Source organism: Roseibium sp., assembly GCF_025698965.1.
Classification (GTDB): domain Bacteria; phylum Pseudomonadota; class Alphaproteobacteria; order Rhizobiales; family Stappiaceae; genus Roseibium.
In genome coordinates, this window is record NZ_JAILWL010000047.1 from 1 (window position 1) to 20,925 (window position 20,925).

At 55.0% G+C, this 20,925-nt stretch carries 17 protein-coding genes and 2 pseudogenes; 7 read left to right on the plus strand and 12 right to left on the minus strand.

Features of this window, described 5'->3' with window-relative positions; genetic code table 11:
- Positions 1–91 precede the first annotated feature (91 nt).
- Together iolE and iolB are read left to right on the plus strand one after the other, a co-directional pair.
- On the plus strand, positions 92–988 hold the full coding sequence (gene iolE, locus K5905_RS05970) for a myo-inosose-2 dehydratase (protein WP_297581337.1): 897 nt from the start codon (positions 92–94) through the stop codon (positions 986–988).
- On the plus strand, positions 985–1,806 hold the full coding sequence (gene iolB, locus K5905_RS05975) for a 5-deoxy-glucuronate isomerase (RefSeq protein WP_297581339.1): 822 nt from the start codon (positions 985–987) through the stop codon (positions 1,804–1,806). Before iolE ends, iolB begins: the two co-directional genes overlap by 4 nt.
- A 62-nt stretch (positions 1,807–1,868) precedes the next feature.
- On the opposite strand, the gene K5905_RS05980 is transcribed toward iolB, so the two are convergent.
- The 6 genes and pseudogenes from K5905_RS05980 to K5905_RS06005 form a co-directional block, all read right to left on the minus strand.
- Positions 1,869–2,777: a sugar kinase gene (locus K5905_RS05980; RefSeq protein ID WP_297581341.1), complete on the minus strand. Its 909-nt coding sequence runs from the start codon at positions 2,775–2,777 to the stop codon at positions 1,869–1,871.
- Positions 2,778–3,039: 262 nt separating this feature from the next.
- The gene (locus tag K5905_RS05985; protein WP_297581343.1) at positions 3,040–3,828 is read right to left on the minus strand and encodes a DeoR/GlpR family DNA-binding transcription regulator; all 789 of its coding nucleotides are present in this window, start codon (positions 3,826–3,828) and stop codon (positions 3,040–3,042) included.
- Positions 3,829–4,470: 642 nt separating this feature from the next.
- Positions 4,471–5,544, minus strand: a complete 1,074-nt coding sequence (locus tag K5905_RS05990) for an ABC transporter ATP-binding protein (RefSeq protein WP_297581376.1) — start codon at positions 5,542–5,544, stop codon at positions 4,471–4,473.
- A pseudogene (locus tag K5905_RS05995) lies at positions 5,527–6,672 on the minus strand (carbohydrate ABC transporter permease); the annotation flags it as partial. The gene K5905_RS05990 and the pseudogene K5905_RS05995, both read right to left, overlap by 18 nt.
- Positions 6,672–7,913, minus strand: coding sequence for a carbohydrate ABC transporter permease (locus K5905_RS06000; RefSeq protein WP_297581346.1), 1,242 nt, complete (start codon positions 7,911–7,913; stop codon positions 6,672–6,674). The pseudogene K5905_RS05995 and the gene K5905_RS06000, both read right to left, overlap by 1 nt.
- Positions 7,914–8,054: 141 nt before the next feature.
- Positions 8,055–9,422, minus strand: coding sequence for an ABC transporter substrate-binding protein (locus tag K5905_RS06005; protein WP_297581349.1), 1,368 nt, complete (start codon positions 9,420–9,422; stop codon positions 8,055–8,057).
- 250 nt (positions 9,423–9,672) lie between these two features.
- Between K5905_RS06005 and K5905_RS06010 the strand changes: the two genes are divergently transcribed.
- Positions 9,673–10,710: a LacI family DNA-binding transcriptional regulator gene (locus K5905_RS06010; RefSeq protein WP_297581352.1), complete on the plus strand. Its 1,038-nt coding sequence runs from the start codon at positions 9,673–9,675 to the stop codon at positions 10,708–10,710.
- 72 nt (positions 10,711–10,782) lie between these two features.
- Here K5905_RS06010 and K5905_RS06015 read toward each other — a convergent pair whose 3' ends face one another.
- Complete coding sequence (locus tag K5905_RS06015) at positions 10,783–11,454, minus strand: GntR family transcriptional regulator (protein WP_297581353.1); 672 nt, start codon at positions 11,452–11,454, stop codon at positions 10,783–10,785.
- A 798-nt stretch (positions 11,455–12,252) separates the two neighbouring features.
- Between K5905_RS06015 and K5905_RS06020 the strand changes: the two genes are divergently transcribed.
- Complete coding sequence (locus K5905_RS06020) at positions 12,253–13,770, plus strand: TolC family outer membrane protein (protein ID WP_297581355.1); 1,518 nt, start codon at positions 12,253–12,255, stop codon at positions 13,768–13,770.
- A 97-nt stretch (positions 13,771–13,867) separates the two neighbouring features.
- Here the strand turns inward: K5905_RS06020 and K5905_RS06025 are convergent, their stop codons facing one another.
- The 4 genes from K5905_RS06025 to K5905_RS06040 form a co-directional block, all read right to left on the minus strand.
- Entirely contained in the window at positions 13,868–14,899 is a 1,032-nt protein-coding gene (locus tag K5905_RS06025) for a glycine betaine/L-proline ABC transporter ATP-binding protein (protein ID WP_297581358.1), read from the minus strand.
- A complete protein-coding gene (locus tag K5905_RS06030) occupies positions 14,892–15,779 on the minus strand; it encodes a proline/glycine betaine ABC transporter permease (protein WP_297581360.1) in 888 nt (295 codons plus the stop codon). The genes K5905_RS06025 and K5905_RS06030 overlap by 8 nt, the downstream gene beginning before the upstream one ends.
- 75 nt (positions 15,780–15,854) lie before the next feature.
- On the minus strand, positions 15,855–16,847 hold the full coding sequence (locus K5905_RS06035) for an ABC transporter substrate-binding protein (protein WP_297581362.1): 993 nt from the start codon (positions 16,845–16,847) through the stop codon (positions 15,855–15,857).
- A gap of 491 nt (positions 16,848–17,338) precedes the next feature.
- Positions 17,339–18,199 carry a LysR family transcriptional regulator gene (locus K5905_RS06040; protein WP_297581364.1) on the minus strand — a complete coding sequence of 287 codons (861 nt, stop codon included), beginning with the start codon at positions 18,197–18,199 and terminating at the stop codon, positions 17,339–17,341.
- Positions 18,200–18,288: 89 nt separating this feature from the next.
- On the opposite strand from K5905_RS06040, the gene K5905_RS06045 reads away from it, so the two are divergent.
- The 3 genes from K5905_RS06045 (at position 18,289) to K5905_RS06055 (ending at position 20,552) form a co-directional block, all read left to right on the plus strand.
- Positions 18,289–18,702, plus strand: coding sequence for a VOC family protein (locus tag K5905_RS06045; protein ID WP_297581366.1), 414 nt, complete (start codon positions 18,289–18,291; stop codon positions 18,700–18,702).
- Positions 18,699–19,646: a glyoxylate/hydroxypyruvate reductase A gene (locus K5905_RS06050; protein WP_297581370.1), complete on the plus strand. Its 948-nt coding sequence runs from the start codon at positions 18,699–18,701 to the stop codon at positions 19,644–19,646. Before K5905_RS06045 ends, K5905_RS06050 begins: the two co-directional genes overlap by 4 nt.
- 87 nt (positions 19,647–19,733) lie before the next feature.
- The gene (locus K5905_RS06055; RefSeq protein ID WP_297581373.1) at positions 19,734–20,552 is read left to right on the plus strand and encodes a sugar phosphate isomerase/epimerase; all 819 of its coding nucleotides are present in this window, start codon (positions 19,734–19,736) and stop codon (positions 20,550–20,552) included.
- A gap of 128 nt (positions 20,553–20,680) precedes the next feature.
- Here K5905_RS06055 and K5905_RS06060 read toward each other — a convergent pair.
- A pseudogene (locus tag K5905_RS06060) lies at positions 20,681–20,925 on the minus strand (NADP-dependent phosphogluconate dehydrogenase); the annotation flags it as partial.

Below are 20,925 nucleotides of genomic sequence, written 5' to 3' on the forward strand. Positions count from 1 at the left end.
AACGCAGCGAAGTAAACAAAGCCCGTAAAGACTATGAAGCGGCACTGAAACACCAGCGTCCGGCTGACTAACCCTTATTGGAACGCAACCGATGATTTTGTACGGCACCAACCCGATCGCCTGGGCCAATGACGACGACCAGACACTCGGAGCTCATATACCGACAGAACAGATCTTGAACGAAGCATCCAGGATCGGTTTCGACGGGATCGAGAACGGTCACCGCTGGCCGGACGATCCCGAAGAGCTGAAACAATTGCTAGGCAGTCACGGCCTCAAGTTCATTTCCGGCTGGTATTCGCTCAACCTGCTCGCTCAATCCGTCGAAGACGAGAAGAAGGCGATCCAACCTCATCTGGACAAGCTGAAGCACAATGGGTGCACGGTCTGCATTGCCTGCGAGACGTCCAACACCATACAGGGCTCGGACGTCGACATTTCCACGAGCCCGGTCCTGACCCCAGAGGAGATGAAAGTATTTGGTGCCAAGGTAGAGGAACTCGCCGCCTATTGCGCTGAGCAGGGCATCGATCTTGTCTATCACCACCACATGGGTACAGTTGTCGAAAACCTGGGGGAAATCGACGCTTTCATGGCATCGACCGGCCCTGCGACGAAATTGCTCTTTGATGCGGGGCACTGTTACGTCGGCTGCAAGGGAGAAGACCCGGCACCGATTTTGAAGAAATACATCAGCCGCGTACGCCATTTCCACGCCAAGAATGTGCGGCCTGAGATCATGAAAGACATCCGGGACAATCGCAAATCCTTCATGGATGGTGTCCGGGCCGGTGTCTTCACGGTTCCAGGTGACGAGGAAGGTGGCATAGACTTCCGCCCTCTCCTCCAGATTTTGAAAGACGCCGGTTACCATGGCTGGATTGTCATCGAGGCTGAGCAGGACCCGGAAGTTCACAACCCGTTCAAGTATCAAAGCCTCGGGCTGAAGACGCTGAAAACGATCGCAAACGAGCTGGATTTGACATGAGTGATCTCCTCCGCAAACCGTCGGGAAATGCCGGCAAGGTTCATGACATCACCGTTGAAGGTGCCAGAGGACCCAAGTCGTCTGACTGGAGTTTTGTCGGCTTCGGCCTTTACCGCCTGAACGCGGGTGACACCGTAAGCGAGCAGACCGGGGACCGTGAGGTGATCCTGGTCATGGTCGAAGGCAAGGCAAACATTTCCACTGCTGGTCGGGACTTCGGCGAACAGGGCGAGCGCATGAATGTCTTCGAGCAGTTGCCACCGCAAAGTGTCTACATACCGAACAACGAAAGCTGGTCTGCAACGGCGACAACCGACTGCACGATTGGCGTCTGCACAGCACCGGGCATGGGTGGTCACAAGGCGCAGGTCCTGCCCACCCCGCAAAAGGTTACGCGCGGCAAAGGAGCGAACACCCGCTACATTTATCCAATCGCGATGGAAGAATCTGACGTGGCCGACAGCCTGCTGGTCACGGAAGTGTTCACGCCGCAGGGCAACTGGTCGTCCTATCCGCCTCACAGGCATGACGAGGACAATTTTCCCGACATGACCTACCTGGAGGAGACCTATTACCATCGGCTCAACCCCGATCAGGGCTACGGTCACCAGCGTGTCTTCACCGAGGATGGCAGCCTTGATGAAACGGTCTCCATGTGCAGCCACGATGTGGTTCTGGTGCCCAAGGGCCATCATCCCTGCGGCGCGCCTTATGGCTATGAGATGTACTATCTCAATGTCATGGCGGGGCCGATGCGCAAGTGGCGTTTCCAGAACCACCCTGATCACGACTGGATCGCCCAGCGAGACGCCGGCTAGGCTTCGCAAGAACAATTGGGCTTGAGAGCGCCATCCGGCGCTCTTATCCTTTTTTGGCCAACTTACGCAGGCTCAAGGCAATCGACCAACGCGCCTCGGTGCTGGATGACCGTACCAGCAAGCCGGGCTCCGGCATCGACACTTGCCTTGATATCCCCGCTTGTCAGAAATTCGGCCAGGAAGGCGGCGTTGTAGCTGTCGCCCGCAGCGGTCGTATCGACAATGCTGTGAACCGGAGATGGCTGGAACGCCTGCTGGCTTCCCTCCGTGGCGCAGATAACCTCTTGTGGACCGTTCTTGACCACGACCATCTGGGCGCCGGCGGACAGATAACGCTCGGCACTGACCTTGGCATTTGCATCGCCAAAGTGAGCAAGTTCGTCCTCAAAGGATGGCATGACAAAATCACAAAGGCCTGCAGCTTCCGTCACACAGGCCCGCATCGTCTCTGCATCTTCCCACAGGCGTGGCCGCAGGTTCGGATCAAACGCCGTCCTGGCACCGGCTCTGCGCGCTTTCCGAAGGGCTTCCAGAAAGATCTTGCGCTCCGCTGCAGGCAGGATCGCCAACGTGATACCGCTGAAATAAATCAGACCTGCCCCGGCCAGTGTCTTGTCCAGATGGTCTGCATCCGACGCAAGACGGCGGGCCGCGGCCTGGGACCGCCAGTAGGCAAAACTGCGTTCGCCGTCTTTCAGCTGAATCATGTAAAGGCCGACCGTCCGATCTTCGAGCCTGCGTACAGCGCTCGTGTCGATCTCTGATCCAGCCAGGAATTCCAGCATCTGATCGGAAACCTGATCGCATCCAACGGCGGTGAAGTAGCCGACATTCCAGCTTTTTGGCAGGCATTTGCGCGCATACCAGGCCGTGTTCAATGTATCGCCTGCAAAGCCCATGGTGAATGTACCCTCGCCGGTCGGCGCCATTTCCACCATGCATTCACCAATCGCCAAAAATGTATTGGGCACGAACTACCTCCTCCGGGACGACAACCCATCAGCGGCCACTATTTCCGCTGAATCTCGCCATTTAAATCGATTTAAAAGCCGCAAGAAATGCGTCAATTATCGATTTTTTACCCAATTTCTTTCAACAATAAAACGCCTGGAGCGAAATTTTTTCTGCTCCTCCAGCCAGAGGAGACCTTTTGGTCGAACTTAAATCTACGTGATCCTGGCCCAAATGAAGTTTTGCATGACCCCGGACAATACCAGGAAAGGACCGTGTTTATCACGGTCTGGTCTTGTCTCCTGCAACGTTAACCTTGGTGCGGGTCCCCTTCAAACTCGCCAGAAATGCGGGAGGGACAGGCCGATCTGTAAAAATGGCATCGACTTCACTCAAATGCCCGCCGCGCACATGGGCGCTGCGGCCGAATTTGCTGTGATCGAGAACCAGAAATGACTTGCGACAATTCGCCAGAATGGCCTGGCGTGCCGCGACTTCATCTTCGTGAAAGTCAAGCAATGTGCCGTCCTCGTCGACACCGGCAACACCGAACACCCCAATATCGACCTTGTAGTTCGAGAAAAACGCCTGGGCTGCCGAACCCAGAACATCGCGGTCGCCGTGTCGCAACCGCCCGCCGGCAATCGTTACCTGGTAGGATGGATTGATGGAGGCTGTGAACGCGACATTGAGGTTGTTTGTAAAGATCGCCAGCTTCTCATGCGCCGTCAGCGCCTGCATGACGATTTCAGGTGTTGTTCCGATTGAGAAAGCCAGCGATTGATTGTTTTCAATCTTGTTCGCCACCAGCGTTGCGATCAACTGTTTTTCGGGAAGATTGAGAATCTGACGTGTGGAATAGTGAATATTGGATGCAGGCGCCGGAGGTTCCACACCGCCATGTGTACGCCGCAATATTCCCAGCTCACATAGGCCGTTGACATCCCGCCGGATCGTCTGGGTCGTCACCTCAAAGCGGTCGGCCAACTCCTCGACCGAAGCAAAGCCGGCTTTTTGAACCAGGTCTGCGATTTCGGCCTGACGTTTTGAAATATCTATTTGACCAAGCATGTATTTAAACCCGACACCATCTTTCTCAATCCAAACAAGGCCGAATGCATACATTGGCTTCGTGTTGACTTGAAAGGGATCAACTTCGAAGCTCGTTAAATCATGTTCATATGAACATTATTCGACGCTCATATGAAAATGATATGACAGATTTCGAATAAGGGAACGATTAATAAGGCTCCAGAAGTGGATAAAACCGGAAATTTAGAAAAACTACACAACAATTAAAGCGCGAAATATCACTCGATGGCAGCTCAACCATATCGGAATGCATGCCCAGGTGAAAGGCATCGGCGCCACCCGGCACCGCCACGCAGGGCGTATCCACTGCTTGGATACACGAGACATTTCTGTCCTCGAAGGAGGACAGCCATCGCTCGTATCTCGTCCACCGGTAGACCTCAGTGTTTATCGGAATCTGGTTATGACCAGCGCTAAACCCGGACGAAAAGACGAGAGCCTGTCGTGTTCAAGATAATAGGTTTTGTTTCCTCATCCCGGCCAAGCGAAACCCGAGCCGGGATCGGGAAGGAACTCTCGCCTCTGACGTCCGCGGCCCGTCGATCCCGGATCTTCGCACCGCTGCGTCCGGGACAACGACGGAGAAGTCAGTGCAAAGGCCGATAGTGGCCCTTGCTTGAGCTACCGATATAGGAACGACTTGCCGTTTCCGTCAAACAGGTGCAGTTTTTCAGACGCGGCGGTCATTCGGATCGTGGTGTGACGGCCGATCTTGTGGATCCCCGGCAGCTTTGCAATCAGTCCCGGTTCACCGTTTTCCGACTTGAAATAGAGAACCGTGGTCTCGCCAAGAGCTTCAACGATCTCGACTTCTGCCGAAATGAGAAAGTCGTCGCTCTCCGTGATCTCGAGGTCTTCGGGCCGCACACCCAGTTTCACCGAGGTGCCCATGTCACTGTCGATTGAGGCGATCGGCGCATCGGCGTGACCCCCATCGGCCATCTGCACGGAGGTCTTCTCCCCTGTAGCCGTGACCTTGGCTTCAATCAGGTTCATCGCGGGAGACCCGATAAATTGGGCAACAAACGTATTTGCCGGACGCTCATAGAGTTCCAGAGGTTCACCGAACTGCTCCACGTCACCACCATGTAGAACGACAATCCGGCTGGCCAGTGTCATCGCCTCCACTTGGTCATGGGTAACGTAGATCATTGTGCTTTCCGGCATACTCTCCTTGAGCTGCGCAATCTCGATCCGGGTGGCGACACGCAATGCCGCATCAAGATTGGAAAGCGGCTCATCGAACAGGAACACTTTCGGATCGCGCACGATGGCACGGCCGATGGCAACCCGCTGCCGCTGCCCTCCGGACAACGCCTTTGGCAGGCGGTCGAGCAGGTGCGTCAGCTGAAGGGTATCGGCGGCGCTGCGAACGGCCTTGTCGATCTCTTCTTTTGACTGATGCGCTAGGCGCAGCGCAAAGGCCATGTTGTCGTAGACGGTCATATGCGGATAGAGCGCATAGGACTGAAACACCATCGCAATGCCGCGCTGCGCAGGCGGAACATCATTCACGACCTGATCGTCGATTTCGAGCGTGCCGCCGGTAATCTTCTCCAGACCTGCAATCATGCGCAGAAGCGTCGATTTTCCGCAGCCAGACGGGCCGACAAAAACAATCAGCTCACCTTCCTGAATTTCCAGGTTGATGTTCCTCAGAACCTCGACCTGACCGTATTTGACCGATCCTGCCAGAAGCCCGCGCACCAGATAGCGCTGCATCGCAAAGAAAACGAATAGCGGCACGGCAATGGAGACAAAGGCGGCGGTTGCCAGAATTTCCCAGTTTCCACCCCGTGTGCCCAGTAGTTCGACAATCTGGTTGGTCATCACTGTAGTCGAGCCGGTCGCGTCGATCAGGAACACCTTGGCAACCAGCAGATCGTTCCAGGTCCACAGGAACTGGAAAATCGCGAATGATGCGAGCGCCGGAAAACTGAGCGGCAGGATAATCCTGGTGAAGATCTGGAAGTCGGTCGCACCGTCCACCTTGGCGTTTTCGATGATATCCCGTGGCAACCCGACCATGTAGTTCCTGAGCAGGTAGACCGCCAATGGCATACCGAAAGCAGTATGTGCGAGCCAGACGCCGAGATACCCCTTTCCAATTCCGATGCCCAGATGCAGCCGAAGAAGCGGGATCAGTGCAAGTTGCAGGGGCACAACCAGCAACGCCACAACAACTGCGATCAACAGCGCCCGCCCGGGAAACTCCATCCAGGCAAGTGCGTAAGCCGCAAAGGCTGCCACCACAATGGGAATGATCGTCGCCGGGATTGTCACCGTCAGCGTATTGAAAAACGCCTTGGCCATATTGTCCTGACCGGTGCCGGAAAACAGAATGGTCTGATAGTTGTCCCTGGTGAACTCCGGCGGCACAGTTGCGGTAACGAAGATCCGCTGCCCACGCCCGGAAATCTGCTTGTCGTTGCCGCGCCAGACATAACTGCCATCCGGCTGAAGCGTGACGCTCTCGCCGTCTTTCATTTCCGCCGTTTCACCCGGCTGAAACGCCGATACGTCTCGGGACGACACGCCCCAGGAGCGGATCTCTCTCGGGCTTCCATCAAAGATGTTGCCGGTAACGGTGAACATGTCACCATCGGCGACCCGGTTGTCGTCAGGATCCGCCGCCCGGTAGACTTCATTTTGCTCCGAGGGCAGCAAGGCCGCCCACCAGCCCGAACTCGAGATCTGATCCGCCGTGCGGAACGATGACACGAACAGTCCGATTGTCGGGAAAAGCCACAGCACCACCAGCAGGGCAACGGAAATATGAACAGCCCAAGTCAGAGCGGATTTGGTTCCAGCTACACTAGCCATCAGCGCATCTCCTTGCGGGCGTTGTAGACATTCCAGACAAGGATCGGGGTTACCAGCAACATGATTATGATCGCGCTAGCCGACCCGACGCCCCAATCATTGGCGCGGAACAACTTGTCGTACATGTAGTTCGCAAGAACCTGGGACTCCCATTGACCGTTGGTCATGGCGAACACGATGTCAAAGACCTTGAGAACGGTCAGTGTGATTGTCGTCCAGACGACTACGATGGTTCCCATGATCTGCGGCACTTTGATCTTGAAAAAGATCTGGAACGGATTGGCACCATCGACAATGGCCGCTTCAACCGTTTCTTCGGGTATGCCGCGCAAGGCGGCAGACAGGATCACCATGGCAAAACCGGTCTGGATCCAGATCAGCACGACCATCAGAAGAAAGTTGTTCCAAAGCGGTATCGTCAGCCAGGTTTGTGGCTCGCCGTATGGCAGCTCAGTGAGCCAAAGCCCGACGACTGAACTCATCGAAATCCAGATAAGCCAGACGCCACCGACGGCAACCAGAAGACGGAGCGGCAACAACCAGACCGACTTGTCCTGGCCCTTTGCAACAAGGTCCCGAACGAACAGCCAGGTGACATAGGCAACGATCCCTGCAAACGCCAAGAGAACAATGGTTGGCAGGATCTGCAGGGACAGGATCGACCCTATCCCACCATCGAACTTCAACCACACGGCATTCAGAACTCCGATCTGATTCTGATCGGCAGGACGGGTGTCATAAATGAGCTTGAAGATAACCGATGCCCCGACGAAGGAAATCGCCATCGGCATGAAAATGAGAGACTTTGCGAAATTCCCCCATTTGATCCGATCGGTCAGCTGAGCTGCAAGCAGTCCGAAAGCGGTGGAAGCTGCGGGGACAACAATCAGCCAGAGCATGTTGTTGCGTACCGCTTCCCAAAACTTGGCCTCGTTCATCATCTGTCGGTAATTGTCGAGCCCGACAAATGCACCGCCCTGAGTACGATCGGTAAGCGACAGGCGAAGCGTCTCAAAAACCGGATAGGCCAGATAGAGTGTCAGCGCGAACAACGCAGGAAACAGAAACAGCCAGGGCCGGATCATGTTTGCGCGATTGATGTTTCGACCGGCATTCGGTCCGCGCGCGGGAAACAGAACCTTATCGAGTATTTGGTTGGAAAAATAGAAATACCCGAGACACGCCCCAACGCCGAAAACGATGGTCACAAGCCCAAGTAGTGCCGGATTATCCGTCAGCATGGCCGTTCCCTCCCATTTGTGTTTTATGGGGCGCTCCCGAAACGCCGGGAGCAGCCAGTATTGAGGAATTTGGGATTCTGGTCGTTGCCGTAGATCAGAACAAGTCGACCGGCCCCGCTTACGAGGCCGGCCGTATCGATCTTACTTGAGCGCGTCCCAGCTTTTCTGGATCTCCTGAGCGACCGCAGTGGCGTCCTTGCCGCCGGCGTAGTCGACCATACCCGTCCAGAATGTGCCTGCACCGACACCGCCCGGCATCAGGTCGGAGCCGTCGAAGCGGAACGTCGTAGCGTTGACGAGGATCTCGCCCTGACCGCGCAGCGTATCATTGAGATAGGCTTCCGGGTTAACACCCTTGTGCGGCGTCAGGAACCCGGTTTGCGCCATCATGACTTCATGCGCGATCGGCAGCTTGAAGAATTCCATCAAAGCAGTCGTCGCGTCGGACGGATTGGTGACTGCCATCAGCGTGCCACCGCCCAGAACCGGGCTGCCGAGATCTTTTTCCGCATAGGCCGGAAGGTAGAAGAAGTCGACATCAGTGCCGAATTCAACACCGTCCGGGAAGAACGCCGGAACGAAAGACGCCTGACGGTGCATGTAGCACTGCGGTGGTGAAGAGAAGAGGCCTTTCGGGCTGTCACGGAAATCCGTGGAAGCCACTGCGCCTGAACCACCGGCGACCTTTGCGTCGTCCCGTGCAAACCAGCCGAACTCTTCAATTGCACCGATGACGCGCGGATCATCAAACGGAATTTCGTTGGTTACCCACTGGTCATAGACTTCCGGAGCTTGGGTGCGCAGCATCATGTCTTCAACCCAGTCGGTCGCCGGCCAGCCTGTTGCCGCTCCGGATCCCAGACCGATACACCAAGGGGTTTCGCCGTCCGCCGCGATCTGTTCGGTCAGCGCTTTCAGCTCTTCCATTGTCGTCGGCACTTCGTAACCGGCATCCTCGAAGTTTTCCGGGACGAACCAGACGAGACTTTTGACATTGACGTTATAGAAGAAGCCGTAAAGCTGGTCGGCGCCGTCGGCATCCTTGTAGGTACCAAGATTTACCCAGCTGTCGCCGGCACCGTAGTTGTCGGCAACCCAACTGCCCATGCTATCAGGCAGAGGTTGCAGCAGGCCGCGCGAAGCCATGTCGGACGCAAGACCCGGCTGCGGAAAGACAGCAATGTTGGGTGCCGCGCCTGCTTCGGCGTCAATAACAATCTGCTGCTCAAACGAGTCAGAGCCGGTGTAGATGACCTCCGCGCCGGTCGCATCGGCGAAATAGGCCAGAACATTACGGAAGTAACCGTCTTCCGGCTGCAGCCAGGGGCCTGCGATCGTCACGGTCTGACCGCTCAGATCAGGCGCGCTTTCCGCCCAGGCCTTGTAGCTGTCCCAGTTGAACGGACCTTCGCCCGGAGTGAATTTCAGATCGGCAGCAGAAGCCGCACCCATGCTGAGGGCAGCGCTGAAAACCAAGCCCGCTGTGCAGGCCAACAAACGTGATTTCATGTCTTTCCTCCCAGATTGTCCCTATCCTGGGACACTCATTTAAAGTGGCACAATTCCCCACCCGGCAGCAACTCCCCGCAGTAACTGCCTCGCGAGCAATCCTACTAGAACCGGGCATCCAAACCGCTTTGGATTTCGCCCTAACCATGTCGATACACTTCGGTCTTGTCAAGCAAACATCTCGCGAATTAATGTTGCAATTCAATAACAGGCTGTTAGGAGGTGCGCTTTCAAAGCGTTTTGAGCCAGTATGAGCAAGGGCGTAAATTTAAAAGAACTGTCGCAAAGGCTGAACCTTTCGCAAACTACTGTCAGCCGTGCACTGAACGGATACCCGGAGGTCAGCGCCGAAACGCGCAAGCGTGTTGCCGAAATGGCCGACAAGCTGGGATATGCTCCAAACAGTCAGGCAAGACGGCTGGCAACTGGCAGGTCCATGGCCATCGGCCATGTCATTCCGCGCTCAATTCATGAGATGATGAATCCGATCTTTCTCGAGTTCATTGCCGGTGCAGGTGAGACCTATTCCCAACACGGCTATGACATGATCATTTCCGTTGTCGAGGACGATCGCGAGGAAGATGCCTATCGTCAGATTGCTTCCCGTAAAAAGGCTGATGGAGTGATCATTCACGGCCCGGCACAAGACGAACACCGGCACTTGTTGTTGAAAGAACTCAACTTGCCCTTCGTTGTCCATGGACGTATTCCGGGTGCGGAAAAGGAAACATCCTGGATCGACATGAATAACCGGCGCGCCTTCGAACGGGCAACCAATCTGCTGCTTGATCTGGGTCATACCAGAATTGCCCTGCTGAATGGCCTTGAGAACATGGATTTCGCGCGCCGCCGCAGGCGTGGCTTTGAAGACGCCCTGTCAGCCCGGAACCTGACACCTGACGCGGCGCTCGTTCGCAGCGCTGACATGACCGAACCCTATGGCTGCGACAGCGCCATGGAGATGCTCAACAGCGATAATCCACCGACGGCCTTTCTGGTCTCGTCAATGATTTCCGCCATTGGTGTTGCGCGGGCAATCGGGCAATGCGGATTGAAAACAGGAAAAGATGTTTCGATCATCACGCACGACGATGCGCTTTCGTTCCTGCCAAACAGCGGAGAAGTTCCGATTTTCACCTGCACGCGTTCATCCGTGCGCTACGCTGGTGAAAAAGCGGCGGATCTCTTGCTCAATATGATTGCGACGCCAGGTGCGAAACCGACGTCTCTCCATCTGGACGCTGAACTGATCCTTGGCCAGTCTACCGGCCCCGCCCCAACGCGATAGGATTTGAGGGAAAACCCACGCATTTTGCATCCGGCCAAAACAGCAGCGATCGCTTCGTGCCTTGATTGCAAATCACACCTGGGTCAGACCACTGCTTTGCAAGAGACGCTTCATTGTATTCAAACCGTTCAACCGGTGCGACTGGGCGCCCGCGGAAGCCATTTCGTCCTGCCCTGATTTGATTGCCTCGACAATCTTGCGGTGATCATCAACGTTTGACGCCGGTGCCTTGTTCAGCCGCAGGAGCACTCGATTAGCGCGGTGCACCTGATCAAGGAGATTGATCACCTCCGCCTCAAGACGGGTGTTACCGCAACTTTGTGCGATCAGGCGATGGAAATGATCATCGAGCTTTGCCCAGGCCTCTATATCATCCGCAGCAAGCGCAGCATCGGCACGTGTCATGACGTCCTCGACACTTTGTATCAACGCCGGCGGAACGTCTCGGCGAGCGGCGCTTTTTGCGGCCAATCCTTCCAGCACGGCAAGAATCTCGAAGATCTCACAAATGTCCTTTTGCGAGACGGCAAGAACTTTCGCCCCGCGGCGGGGGATCAGATCGACAAGCCCTTCCGCCTCCAGGCGGATCAGTGCTTCACGAACTGGCGTCCGGCTCATGCCAAGACGGCTGGCAATGTCCGGTTCCGGTGCTTGAAATCCCGGCGGCAGTTCACCGTTCAATATTTCCGTCTTCAATCGCTCATAGGCGTTGTCGACTCGCGTAGACTTGGCTTTCGCTAACATAGCGGGAGGCATCCAAAATCCTGAAAGGTTTCACACGCTGATTGCACTGAGCCGACGTCGAGTTGATCTCGCCGGCGTGTCAGCTCTGTTTTGAAAGCAAATCAATTCAGCATCGATAATAATATCGATAGAATTTTATGGATTAACACCCTTCAGCGGAAAAGATCATTCTACATTTTTCGCTGGTGTCGCCATTTCTCATTGATATCATTGACTAAAGCGCAGCTCTTGCCTCAATTGACAGTCGTCAAAAATACCTAAATTTTCTTCTGTAATGATCGGATTTCCGCGGCTTGGCCGGGGAACTTTACGCGTGCCCCGCGCGGCAACCGACACATTTGGTCTCCAACGCGAAACAAAAGAATGACGAACTGTCGGCAAGCGTCACTCAGAAGTCGACACTCTTAAAGCGTCCGCATTTGACAAGAATTCAAGACGGGTTTTCGAGAACGGAAGCCGGCTTCCGCCGCTAAGTTTAGAACAACAGCTACTTTCCAGCGACACTCACCTATGCAGTCAAAATTCGCATATAAACGAAAGGGAAACAATTTAGTATTTATTTATTTCTCAAAAATAATCATCAATACAAAGACTAAAATATAGAAATTTTATCTACAAAATACAATTCACTCAAGTTCAATCATTGGAAAATTACTAGATAGATTAACTCTCCAGTGAGTAGATACGCTCAAACAATCGCCTCTTTCTTGGAAATCCAACCTAAACTTACGCAGCGTACTTACATTTGATTAACCATGAATCTTTACCTTGGCGAAAGACAATAATATTGGCTTGGCAATGACAACCATCTTTCCCCCTCTGACACCGGCGCGAGGGCTCAGGACCTATTTGACCTGTCTCCTGATCGGCGCGTCGCTGGTCGGCCTGGTATTTGATGGAAAAACCGCATCAGCGCAGTCTCTCGAGGAAGCAATGGCGGCCGCTTATGCTGTCAATCCGGGACTGAAGGCGGAACGTTCCCGTTACGAAGCGACCAATCAGGGGGTCTGGACGGCACGATCTGAATTCCTGCCGACCGTGACTGGAACGTATTTTGGTGGACATAATACCTACCGCAACGAACGCAGTACCAACGATCGCACCTACTCGCACGACCTTGGTCTCTCGCTGTCGCAAACGCTTTTCCAGGGGCTTGCTGGCGTGAACCGGCTTAACCAGGCCCATGAAGAAGCCGCCTCCGGTCGCAACCAACTCATAGGAGCCGAGCAGGCACTCCTGTTCAACACAGCGGACGCATATCTTCAGGTCGTTCGTGACCGCGCCATTCTGGCGCATCTGAAAGCCTACACACGGGTTGTCAGCAGAGAGGCAAATGCGGCACGCGCCCGCTACAGGTCCGGTGATGCAACTCGTACCGATATCGAGCAGGCTCTTGCCCGTCTTGCCGAAGCCCAGGGCAACAGCGAGCAGGCGGCAGGTGACCTGGAGGCTTCCATTGCCCTCTATGAGCGTCTGACGGGACAAAAACCGGCAAAACTTGGCTGGCCGGGAATACCCAAGTCAATTGAACCGGCGGATCTGAACGATGCTATTTTGATCGCTTACCAGAACAATCCGTCGATCCGCGCAGCCACGGCAGATGCAAGAGCGGCCCGCTTTGCTGCGCGCGCTTCGGTCGGTGACATGCTGCCCCGCGTCACCCTGGAAAGCGATTGGGACCATGGCTATCGCGGCAATCTTGCCAACCAAGACGAAGACGAGTTTACGCTTGGTGTTCGGGTAACCGCCCCCCTTTTTACCGGAGGCCGGAACATTGCGGCTGTCAAACGTGCAAAATTCACTGCGGCACAACAAGAATACGAGCTTGACGACACCCAGCAGATCATCCGGGAAAACGTCATCCGCGCAATGAAGCAGCGCACGGCATCCCGGTCGCGGGCAAAGGCGCAAAAACGCGCGATCGAAGCAAATCACAGGGCTGTGAAAGGTCTTCAGATCGAGTTCAACGGTGGACAACGCTCACTGCTGGACGTGCTCGACGGCGAGCGGGAACTGCTATTGAGCCAGGTCGATTATGTCCGCGCCCGTTATGATGCACGGATAGCGGACTTCCTTTTGCTGGCCAATATCGGCCGGCTCGCACCCCAACACTTTTCAATAATCGAGGAACGCCCGTCTCCGGTCGCACGTGTCCTTCCGGAATTCAACACCTGGGACCTGCGTCTCGCGCCAACGGAAAACGATACGGTTCAGCTTGAAGTCGCGAGCGGCAAAACACCAAAGATGGCAACTGGCAGCCTATCATCCGCCGCCGCCATCAACTGGGGTAATTGGCCGTACAGAACCGGCGGTTAGGCCTGACTGTACCGCAACGTACTTTGTCTGTCGGGCACCCCAAAACAAAAGCCCCGGAGAAGATCTCCGGGGCTTTGCTGTCTGGTTGCGTACCCGTTCAGTGGGAAGCGGGTGTCACCATAGCGTAAATAGTGTCATGGACGTTCAAAACGCCGATGGGCTTGCCGTCGCCATTGACGATCGAGGCTTCTCCGACGCCGGAATCCGCAAAGGTCTTCGCAGCTTCCTCAAGCCTGATCCCGCTTGAAATGGTCATTCCGCCTTCAATCGTCTTGGTTTTGTCCATGACGGTATCAACAAGGATCACGCGGCCGCGGTTCACCTCCTTGACGAAGTCCGCAATGTATTCATCCGCTGGGTTCAGAACAATTTCCTGCCCACTCCCCTGCTGGATCACCGCTCCGTCTCGCAGAATTGCGATCTTGTCGCCAAGGCGAAGCGCTTCATCCAGATCATGGGTAATGAAAACGATGGTCTTGTGCAGCTCTTCCTGCAGATCCAGCAGCACGGTTTGCATGTCCATGCGGATCAGCGGATCGAGTGCCGAGAATGCTTCGTCCATGAGCAGAATATCGGCGTCGTTGGTCAGTGCCCGCGCGAGACCGACACGCTGCTGCATGCCGCCTGAAAGCTGGTTCGGATAATGATCCTCGAAGCCTTCCAGACCGACACGGGCAATCCAGCGTGAAGCCCGCTCCTCGGCCTCCTTTGCCGATATGCCCTGGATCTCCAACCCGTAGACGGTGTTTTTCATCACCGTTCTATGCGGCAAAAGCGCGAACTTCTGGAACACCATCGCTGTCTTGTGGCGACGGAATGCCCGCAGCTCGCTCTGGGACATCTTGCAGACATCCTCATTGCCGTAAAGAACTTCGCCGTCAGTTGGATCGATCAGACGGTTGATATGCCGGATCAGGGTCGACTTGCCGGAGCCCGACAGGCCCATGACGACCTCGATCTTTCCTCCCGGCATGGAGATGTTGATGTCATTGAGACCCAGTACATGATTGTACTTTTCATTCAGCTCGGCCTTTGACATGCCGTCCTTGACCAGTTGAACCATCTCCTTGCCGTTTGGTCCGAAGATCTTGTAGAGATTTTTGATCTCAATTCCGGTCGCCTCACCCATGGATCACCTCCGAGTGTTTCTGAAGGCGCTTGCCATAAGCCTGGGTAGCACGGTCGAAGATGATGGCAATCGCGACGATCGCAAGACCGTTCATCACACCCATCGTCAGATATTGGTTCGCGATAGCGTTCAGCACTGGTTGGCCAAGTCCCTTCACACCGATCAGAGCGGCAACAACGACCATGGCCAGCGCCATCATGATGGTCTGGTTCACACCAGCCATAATGGTCGGAAGCGCCAACGGCAGCTGGACGTTGGTCAGTTTTTGCCAGGAATTGGAGCCAAAGGCGTCGGCCGCTTCAAGCACATCCTGATCAACCAGCCGAATCCCCAGATTCGTCAGTCTGATCATGGGCGGTATCGCATAGATCACAACCGCAATCATGCCCGGCACCTTGCCGAGACCAAAGATCATGACAACGGGAATCAGGTAGACGAAGCTTGGCATGGTCTGCATCAGGTCAAGCACCGGATTGACGATACTTTGTACGCGGTCGGACCGCGCCATGAGAATCCCAAGCGGAATGCCAAGAAAGATTGCCATCATCGTGCAGACAGTCACCATGGCGATCGTGCGCATGGTGTCTTCCCACATTCCCAGGTATCCGATCACGCACAGCGCGACGAGAGAACCTATGGTAATCGTCTTGTTGCGACTCATCAGATAGACAATTCCAACGAGCACAGCCAAGATGATTGGCCAGGGTGAATTGATCAGAAGATGCTCCAGGAAGATCAAAAAGTCCTTGATCGGATCAAAGGCACTTTCAATCGCATCCCCGTAAGCCCGGGTAAAATCCTTAAACGCACCGTCGATTGACTGGCGCATTGCGCGCAAGTTGCCCCTGCTCATCGCTGGAAATTCTTGTAGCCACTCCATCTTTTTCGTCCCGCTGGTTTGCCCCTAAGTGAAAGGCCCGCACAATTGCGCGGGCCCCTATTTCTTCTCAACGGATTAGAGAGAAGCTTTCACTTTCTCAGCAACTTCCGGGCTAACCCACTTACCCCAGATATCTTCGAAGTTTTCGAGGAAGTAGTAGGCACCGTCTTCGTTGGTGGCCTGATTGTCGCTCATCCAGGCAAGCACCTTACCGGCTGTCCGGTTATCCCAGGTACGGCCCTTGACGTAGTCCATGGCCGGGCCTGCCTTGTTGGCAAAGTCGTCGGTGACGATGGTGAAGACTTCAGATTTCACCCAGGAATTCGGCTTCGGCTCCGGGCAGTCTTCGATAACCGTGCACTGGTCCCACTCAGCCTTGTCGTGCGGCACTTCGAAGTCGAGCAGGGTCATGTCGTACTTGCCGAGGATGGACGTCGGAGCCCAGTAGTAACCGAGCCAGCCTTCCTTGCGCTCGTTGGCGCGGGCGATCGACCCGTCAAGACCGGCGGCAGAGCCCGGATCAACCAGCTCGAAACCGGCTTCATCGAAGCCATAGGCACGGAAGAGGTTGCCTGTGGTGATGCGGCAGTTCCAGCCGGTCGGACAGGTGAAGAAACCACCTTTGGAATCGTCCTCAGCACCCTTGAAAAGCTCCGGGCGAGCCAAGGCGTCCTTAACGGTATAGATGTCATGTTCCTCAGCGATGAATGTCGGCACCCAGAAACCCTCGACGCCACCTTCGTTGAGAATTTCACCACCGACGATCAGCGATCCTTCGGCAACAGCTTTGTCAAGCGGCTCACGCACCGCGTTGATCCAAAGTTCAGGAGCCATATCCGGCTCGGACTTTTCGTTCATGGATGTAAAGGTCGGCATTGTGTCACCGGTGACCAGCTCCACATTGCAACCATACCCGTTTTCCAAGATGATTTTATCGATTTGCGCGATTGCGCCGGCGGACGCCCAGTTCATTTCCGCGACAGTGACCGTACCGCACTCTTCAGCAACGGCAGATCCAGCCATACCGATTAGCGCGGTCGCGGCGACCGAGACAAACAACTTCTTCATGAGGGTACTCCAGTGCAGCTTGTTTGCTTGAGATTGATTTGGGCGCAGTGCGCTAATACTTCTGTAAAAGTATTCACTCCCCAGCGCGACCAATGGAAAAGTAAAACGAGCAAAAAACACGGCATGACCAAGAAGGCCTCTAGGTTATTCTTGTTTATTTTAGCCTTCATACGACGCATTTACGCTGTTCTTGCTCTTAAGCCCATAATCATGAACATTCCATAAGAGAAATTGGTCATAACCGGTATTTCACTCCGGCTCAGGGCGTAACGGCCAATACCATTGCATTATGTTGCCACCAGCACAACAGTGTAGGTGCAATAACAACTTCAATCATGCCGCAAATTTCAAGAACATGTCTGCATACGACATTTTCGTGCTAAATATCGTCATTCCGGTTAATTTTATTTCCCAGAAAGTGATTCTTTGCAGAGATTTTTTGACCTCAAAAACCTGTCTTGCGGGGTCTTTCAACCGTTTCAAACCCGGATTCAACATCCCTTTCGGAGTGCTTCAAATGTCAGCGCGCTGACTGCCGAGGTCGGCGAGTTGCTTAACTGCAAGAACACCATCTTGCGGGTGTTGCTGCCGGAGAGTTCCTTGATGTTCAACCCGAACCGGCGGTTTTTCAATCCGCGCCACATGGGCACCAGGGCCTGCCCACCTCCCTGGGCCACCATAAACGCAATCGTTTCAAGTGCATCGAGTTCGCAGATGACATCGTCATGTGAAATCAGCGATCGGTGAGCGTCCCAGATCATCCTGCCACCCCAGGACAACCGGTCATATATGATCCACGGCAGGTCTTTATCCCTTGCACCGTTTTTGCCCGAACGACCGCCCGGCGAGACATGCACAACCGGTTGCTCTTCCAGGACGCGGCATGCCACTCCCTTCGGCAATTCAAAAGGAGGCATTGCGGTAATTGCCGCATCCAGATTGCCCGAAAGAAGACCTTCATAAAGACCGAGAGAGGTTCCAGGCTTGATCGAGATTGCCACATCGGGCGCCTGTGATCTGAAAGTGTCGATCAGATCCGGCACGAAATCCAGCAGAGCCGTCGAGACGGCACCCAGGCGGTAGGGGCCGCGCAATCCTTCAGGATCAATCTGCGCCCCGAGTTGACGGGCATCCTTGACGAGATTCCTTGCCGCCGGCAACAACCGCATGCAGATGTCGGTTGGAACAGCGGCATGCGCTGATCGGTTGAGCAAAGTGCAGTTTAGATCATTTTCCAGAACCCGGATCCGCTGGCTGACGGCAGCAGCCGTCAAGCCCTGCAAACGCGCGGCACCGGAAATGGAGCCTGTTTCAACCACCGCCAGAAGACTTTCCAAAAACCGGGTTTCCAAAACAAATTCCTATGCTCAGAGATAGAAAAAGATACTAATCATTTCGAACTTGATCTGCTACCACCTGCCGCGGATCAAAGGAGAAAAACATGCAACCATGCTTCCATCTGGCCTATCACGTAACCGACCTCGACGAAGCCAGAACATTTTACGGAGATCTTCTCGGTTGCCGGGAAGGACGCAGCACCGACACCTGGGTGGACTTCGACTTTTTTGGCCATCAGATTTCCCTGCATCTTGGCGAACCGTTTGAAACCACCAAAACCGGCAAGGTCGGTGACCATCTGGTCCCGATGCCACATCTCGGCTTGGTGCTGAACATGCTGGATTGGAAAGCGCTTGCGGAAAAACTGACAGCGGCTAACCTTGACTTTGTCATCCCTCCGACAATCCGTTTCCAGGATCAGCCCGGCGAGCAAAGCACGATGTTTTTCAAAGATCCTTCGGGCAATCCGATTGAGATTAAAGGGTTCACCCAGGCCTCAGGAGTTTTTGCCGCATGAAGCCCGTCGTTCCCTTTATTTCGCATGACGGCGAGAATGAACGTGGGGCCTGGCAAACCGCCTTGCCTAAAGCTCTCGGAGCGATCGCGGACGTTAAACCTTTCAAGGATTTGACGGAAGCCGAGCGGAGCAATGCAAAGGTTGCTATCGTTGCCAACCCCGACCCTGCAGAAGTTGCGGCTTTACCAAATCTTGCCTGGGTTCAAAGCCTGTGGGCAGGCGTGGAGCGGCTTGCAGCAGATTTACCCGAAGACGGTCCGTTGATCGTTCGCCTGACGGATCCGCAAATGGCGGAAACCATGTCCGAGGCTGTTCTGGCCTGGACGCTATACCTCCATCGGGACATGCCTCGTTACGGGCTCCAGCAACGTCGGAAAATCTGGCAGGAACACCTGCTCAAGACACCACAGGAGCGCACTGTCGGCGTTCTGGGAATTGGAAAACTGGGCAGTGCTTCCGTTCGGCGCCTGAAAGCGAACAACTTCAATGTTCTTGGCTGGAGCCGCAGTCGAAAGGTTCTGGACGGCATCCAATGCCGTCACGGACAGGAAGGCATGACCGCAGTTCTGCAACAATCCGACATTCTGGTCATCCTCACGCCATTGACGGCAGAGACGCGGGGTCTGCTCGGTCAAGCTGAGCTGAATAGCTGCAAGCCTGGCGCTGCGCTCATCAATTTCGCCAGAGGACCTATTGTAGACACGATCGCCCTGCTTGATGCGCTTGACAATGGACCGCTCAGCCACGCCGTTCTCGATGTTTTCGATGAAGAACCATTGCCGCATTCCAGTCCCTTGTGGGAACATGAAAAGGTAACCGTCCTGCCGCATATCTCCGCGCCTACGATCACCAGCACTGCAACCGAGATCGTCGTTCAGAACATTGGCGGTTATTTCGAAACCGGCACCATTCCTCAGAGTGTCGACCGGAAGCGTGGATACTGACCGGTTCACATTGCAATTGTCGCAATAGTGTCAAGGATCTCGCCGTATCAGGCAGCAAAAGGTTTCAATTCCAGAACAGGTGTAACCATGCCAGATCTTCCCGTTCTCGGTGCCGCTTTGACCCTTGACGCTCTCGAGGACCATCTCGACCTGATGCTTGAAAAGCCAAGAGATCTGGAACTGCAGGATTTCTGGCCGGGCGAAGTACTGAATGGCGACTGGAAGCCGCTGGTCGAAAGAGCAGGAAAGTTGCTTGATGGGCATCAGGGGCGCGTCGGCATTCACGGCCCGTTTTTCGGCTTTGCCATCGATTCCATGGATGTCGACGTCCGAGATATTGTCAAGAAACGCCTCCTGCAGGGCCTGGAAGTCTGTGAGGAACTCGGTGGAACTCATATGGTGGTGCACAGTCCCTACACCACCTGGGATTACAACAATCTCGACAACTACGAAAACGCGCGCGAACGAAAGATCGAGCTTTGCCATCTGACGATGACGGAAGCGGTCAAACGTGCAGAAAACATCGGCTGCGAGCTTGTCATCGAAAACATTGAAGACAAGGATCCATATGCGCGGATTGAGCTGGCTGAAAGCTTCGGCTCCGATGCAGTGAAGATTTCGCTCGACACGGGCCATGCGCATTACGCCCACGGATCAACAGGCGCACCACCGGTGGACTACTTCATCAAGGCCGCCGGCAACCGTCTGCGCCATATCCACCTTCAGGACGCTGACGGTTATGCCGACCGTCACTGGACACTCGGCGAAGGCACCATCAACTGGCATGCGGTGTTTGCCGCCCTCGGCAAGCTCGACAGCACGCCCCGCCTGATCATCGAACTGCGCGAACATTCCGGCCTCAGAGCATCCATAGCCAACATGGTGGCGTTGGGACTGGCGCAATAAAGAAAAGCCTTTTTGGCGGGGGCCACACCCGAACGCGGACCGCATATCTTCCCCGCCGCTGTCGAATAAAAAAGCCCGGCCTGATAGCCGGGCCTTTATGGCCGATCAGGCGACCGGCAACCGAACGCTCAACCCATCGCCCACGGTCCATGATATCCGCCGCCGTCGTTGTCCGTGCGCTCGAACCCGTGCGCTCCGAAAAAGTCGCGCTGGCCTTGAAGCATATTGGCGGTAGAGCGACCTGTGCGCATGATATCGAAATAGGAAAGAGCCGCCGACAGAGCGGGAACCGGCAGGCCGTGGAGAGCGGCCTGGGCAACGACCTGGCGCAGCAAGGCCTCTGTTTCTTTCAGTTTTTCAGCAAAGAACGGAG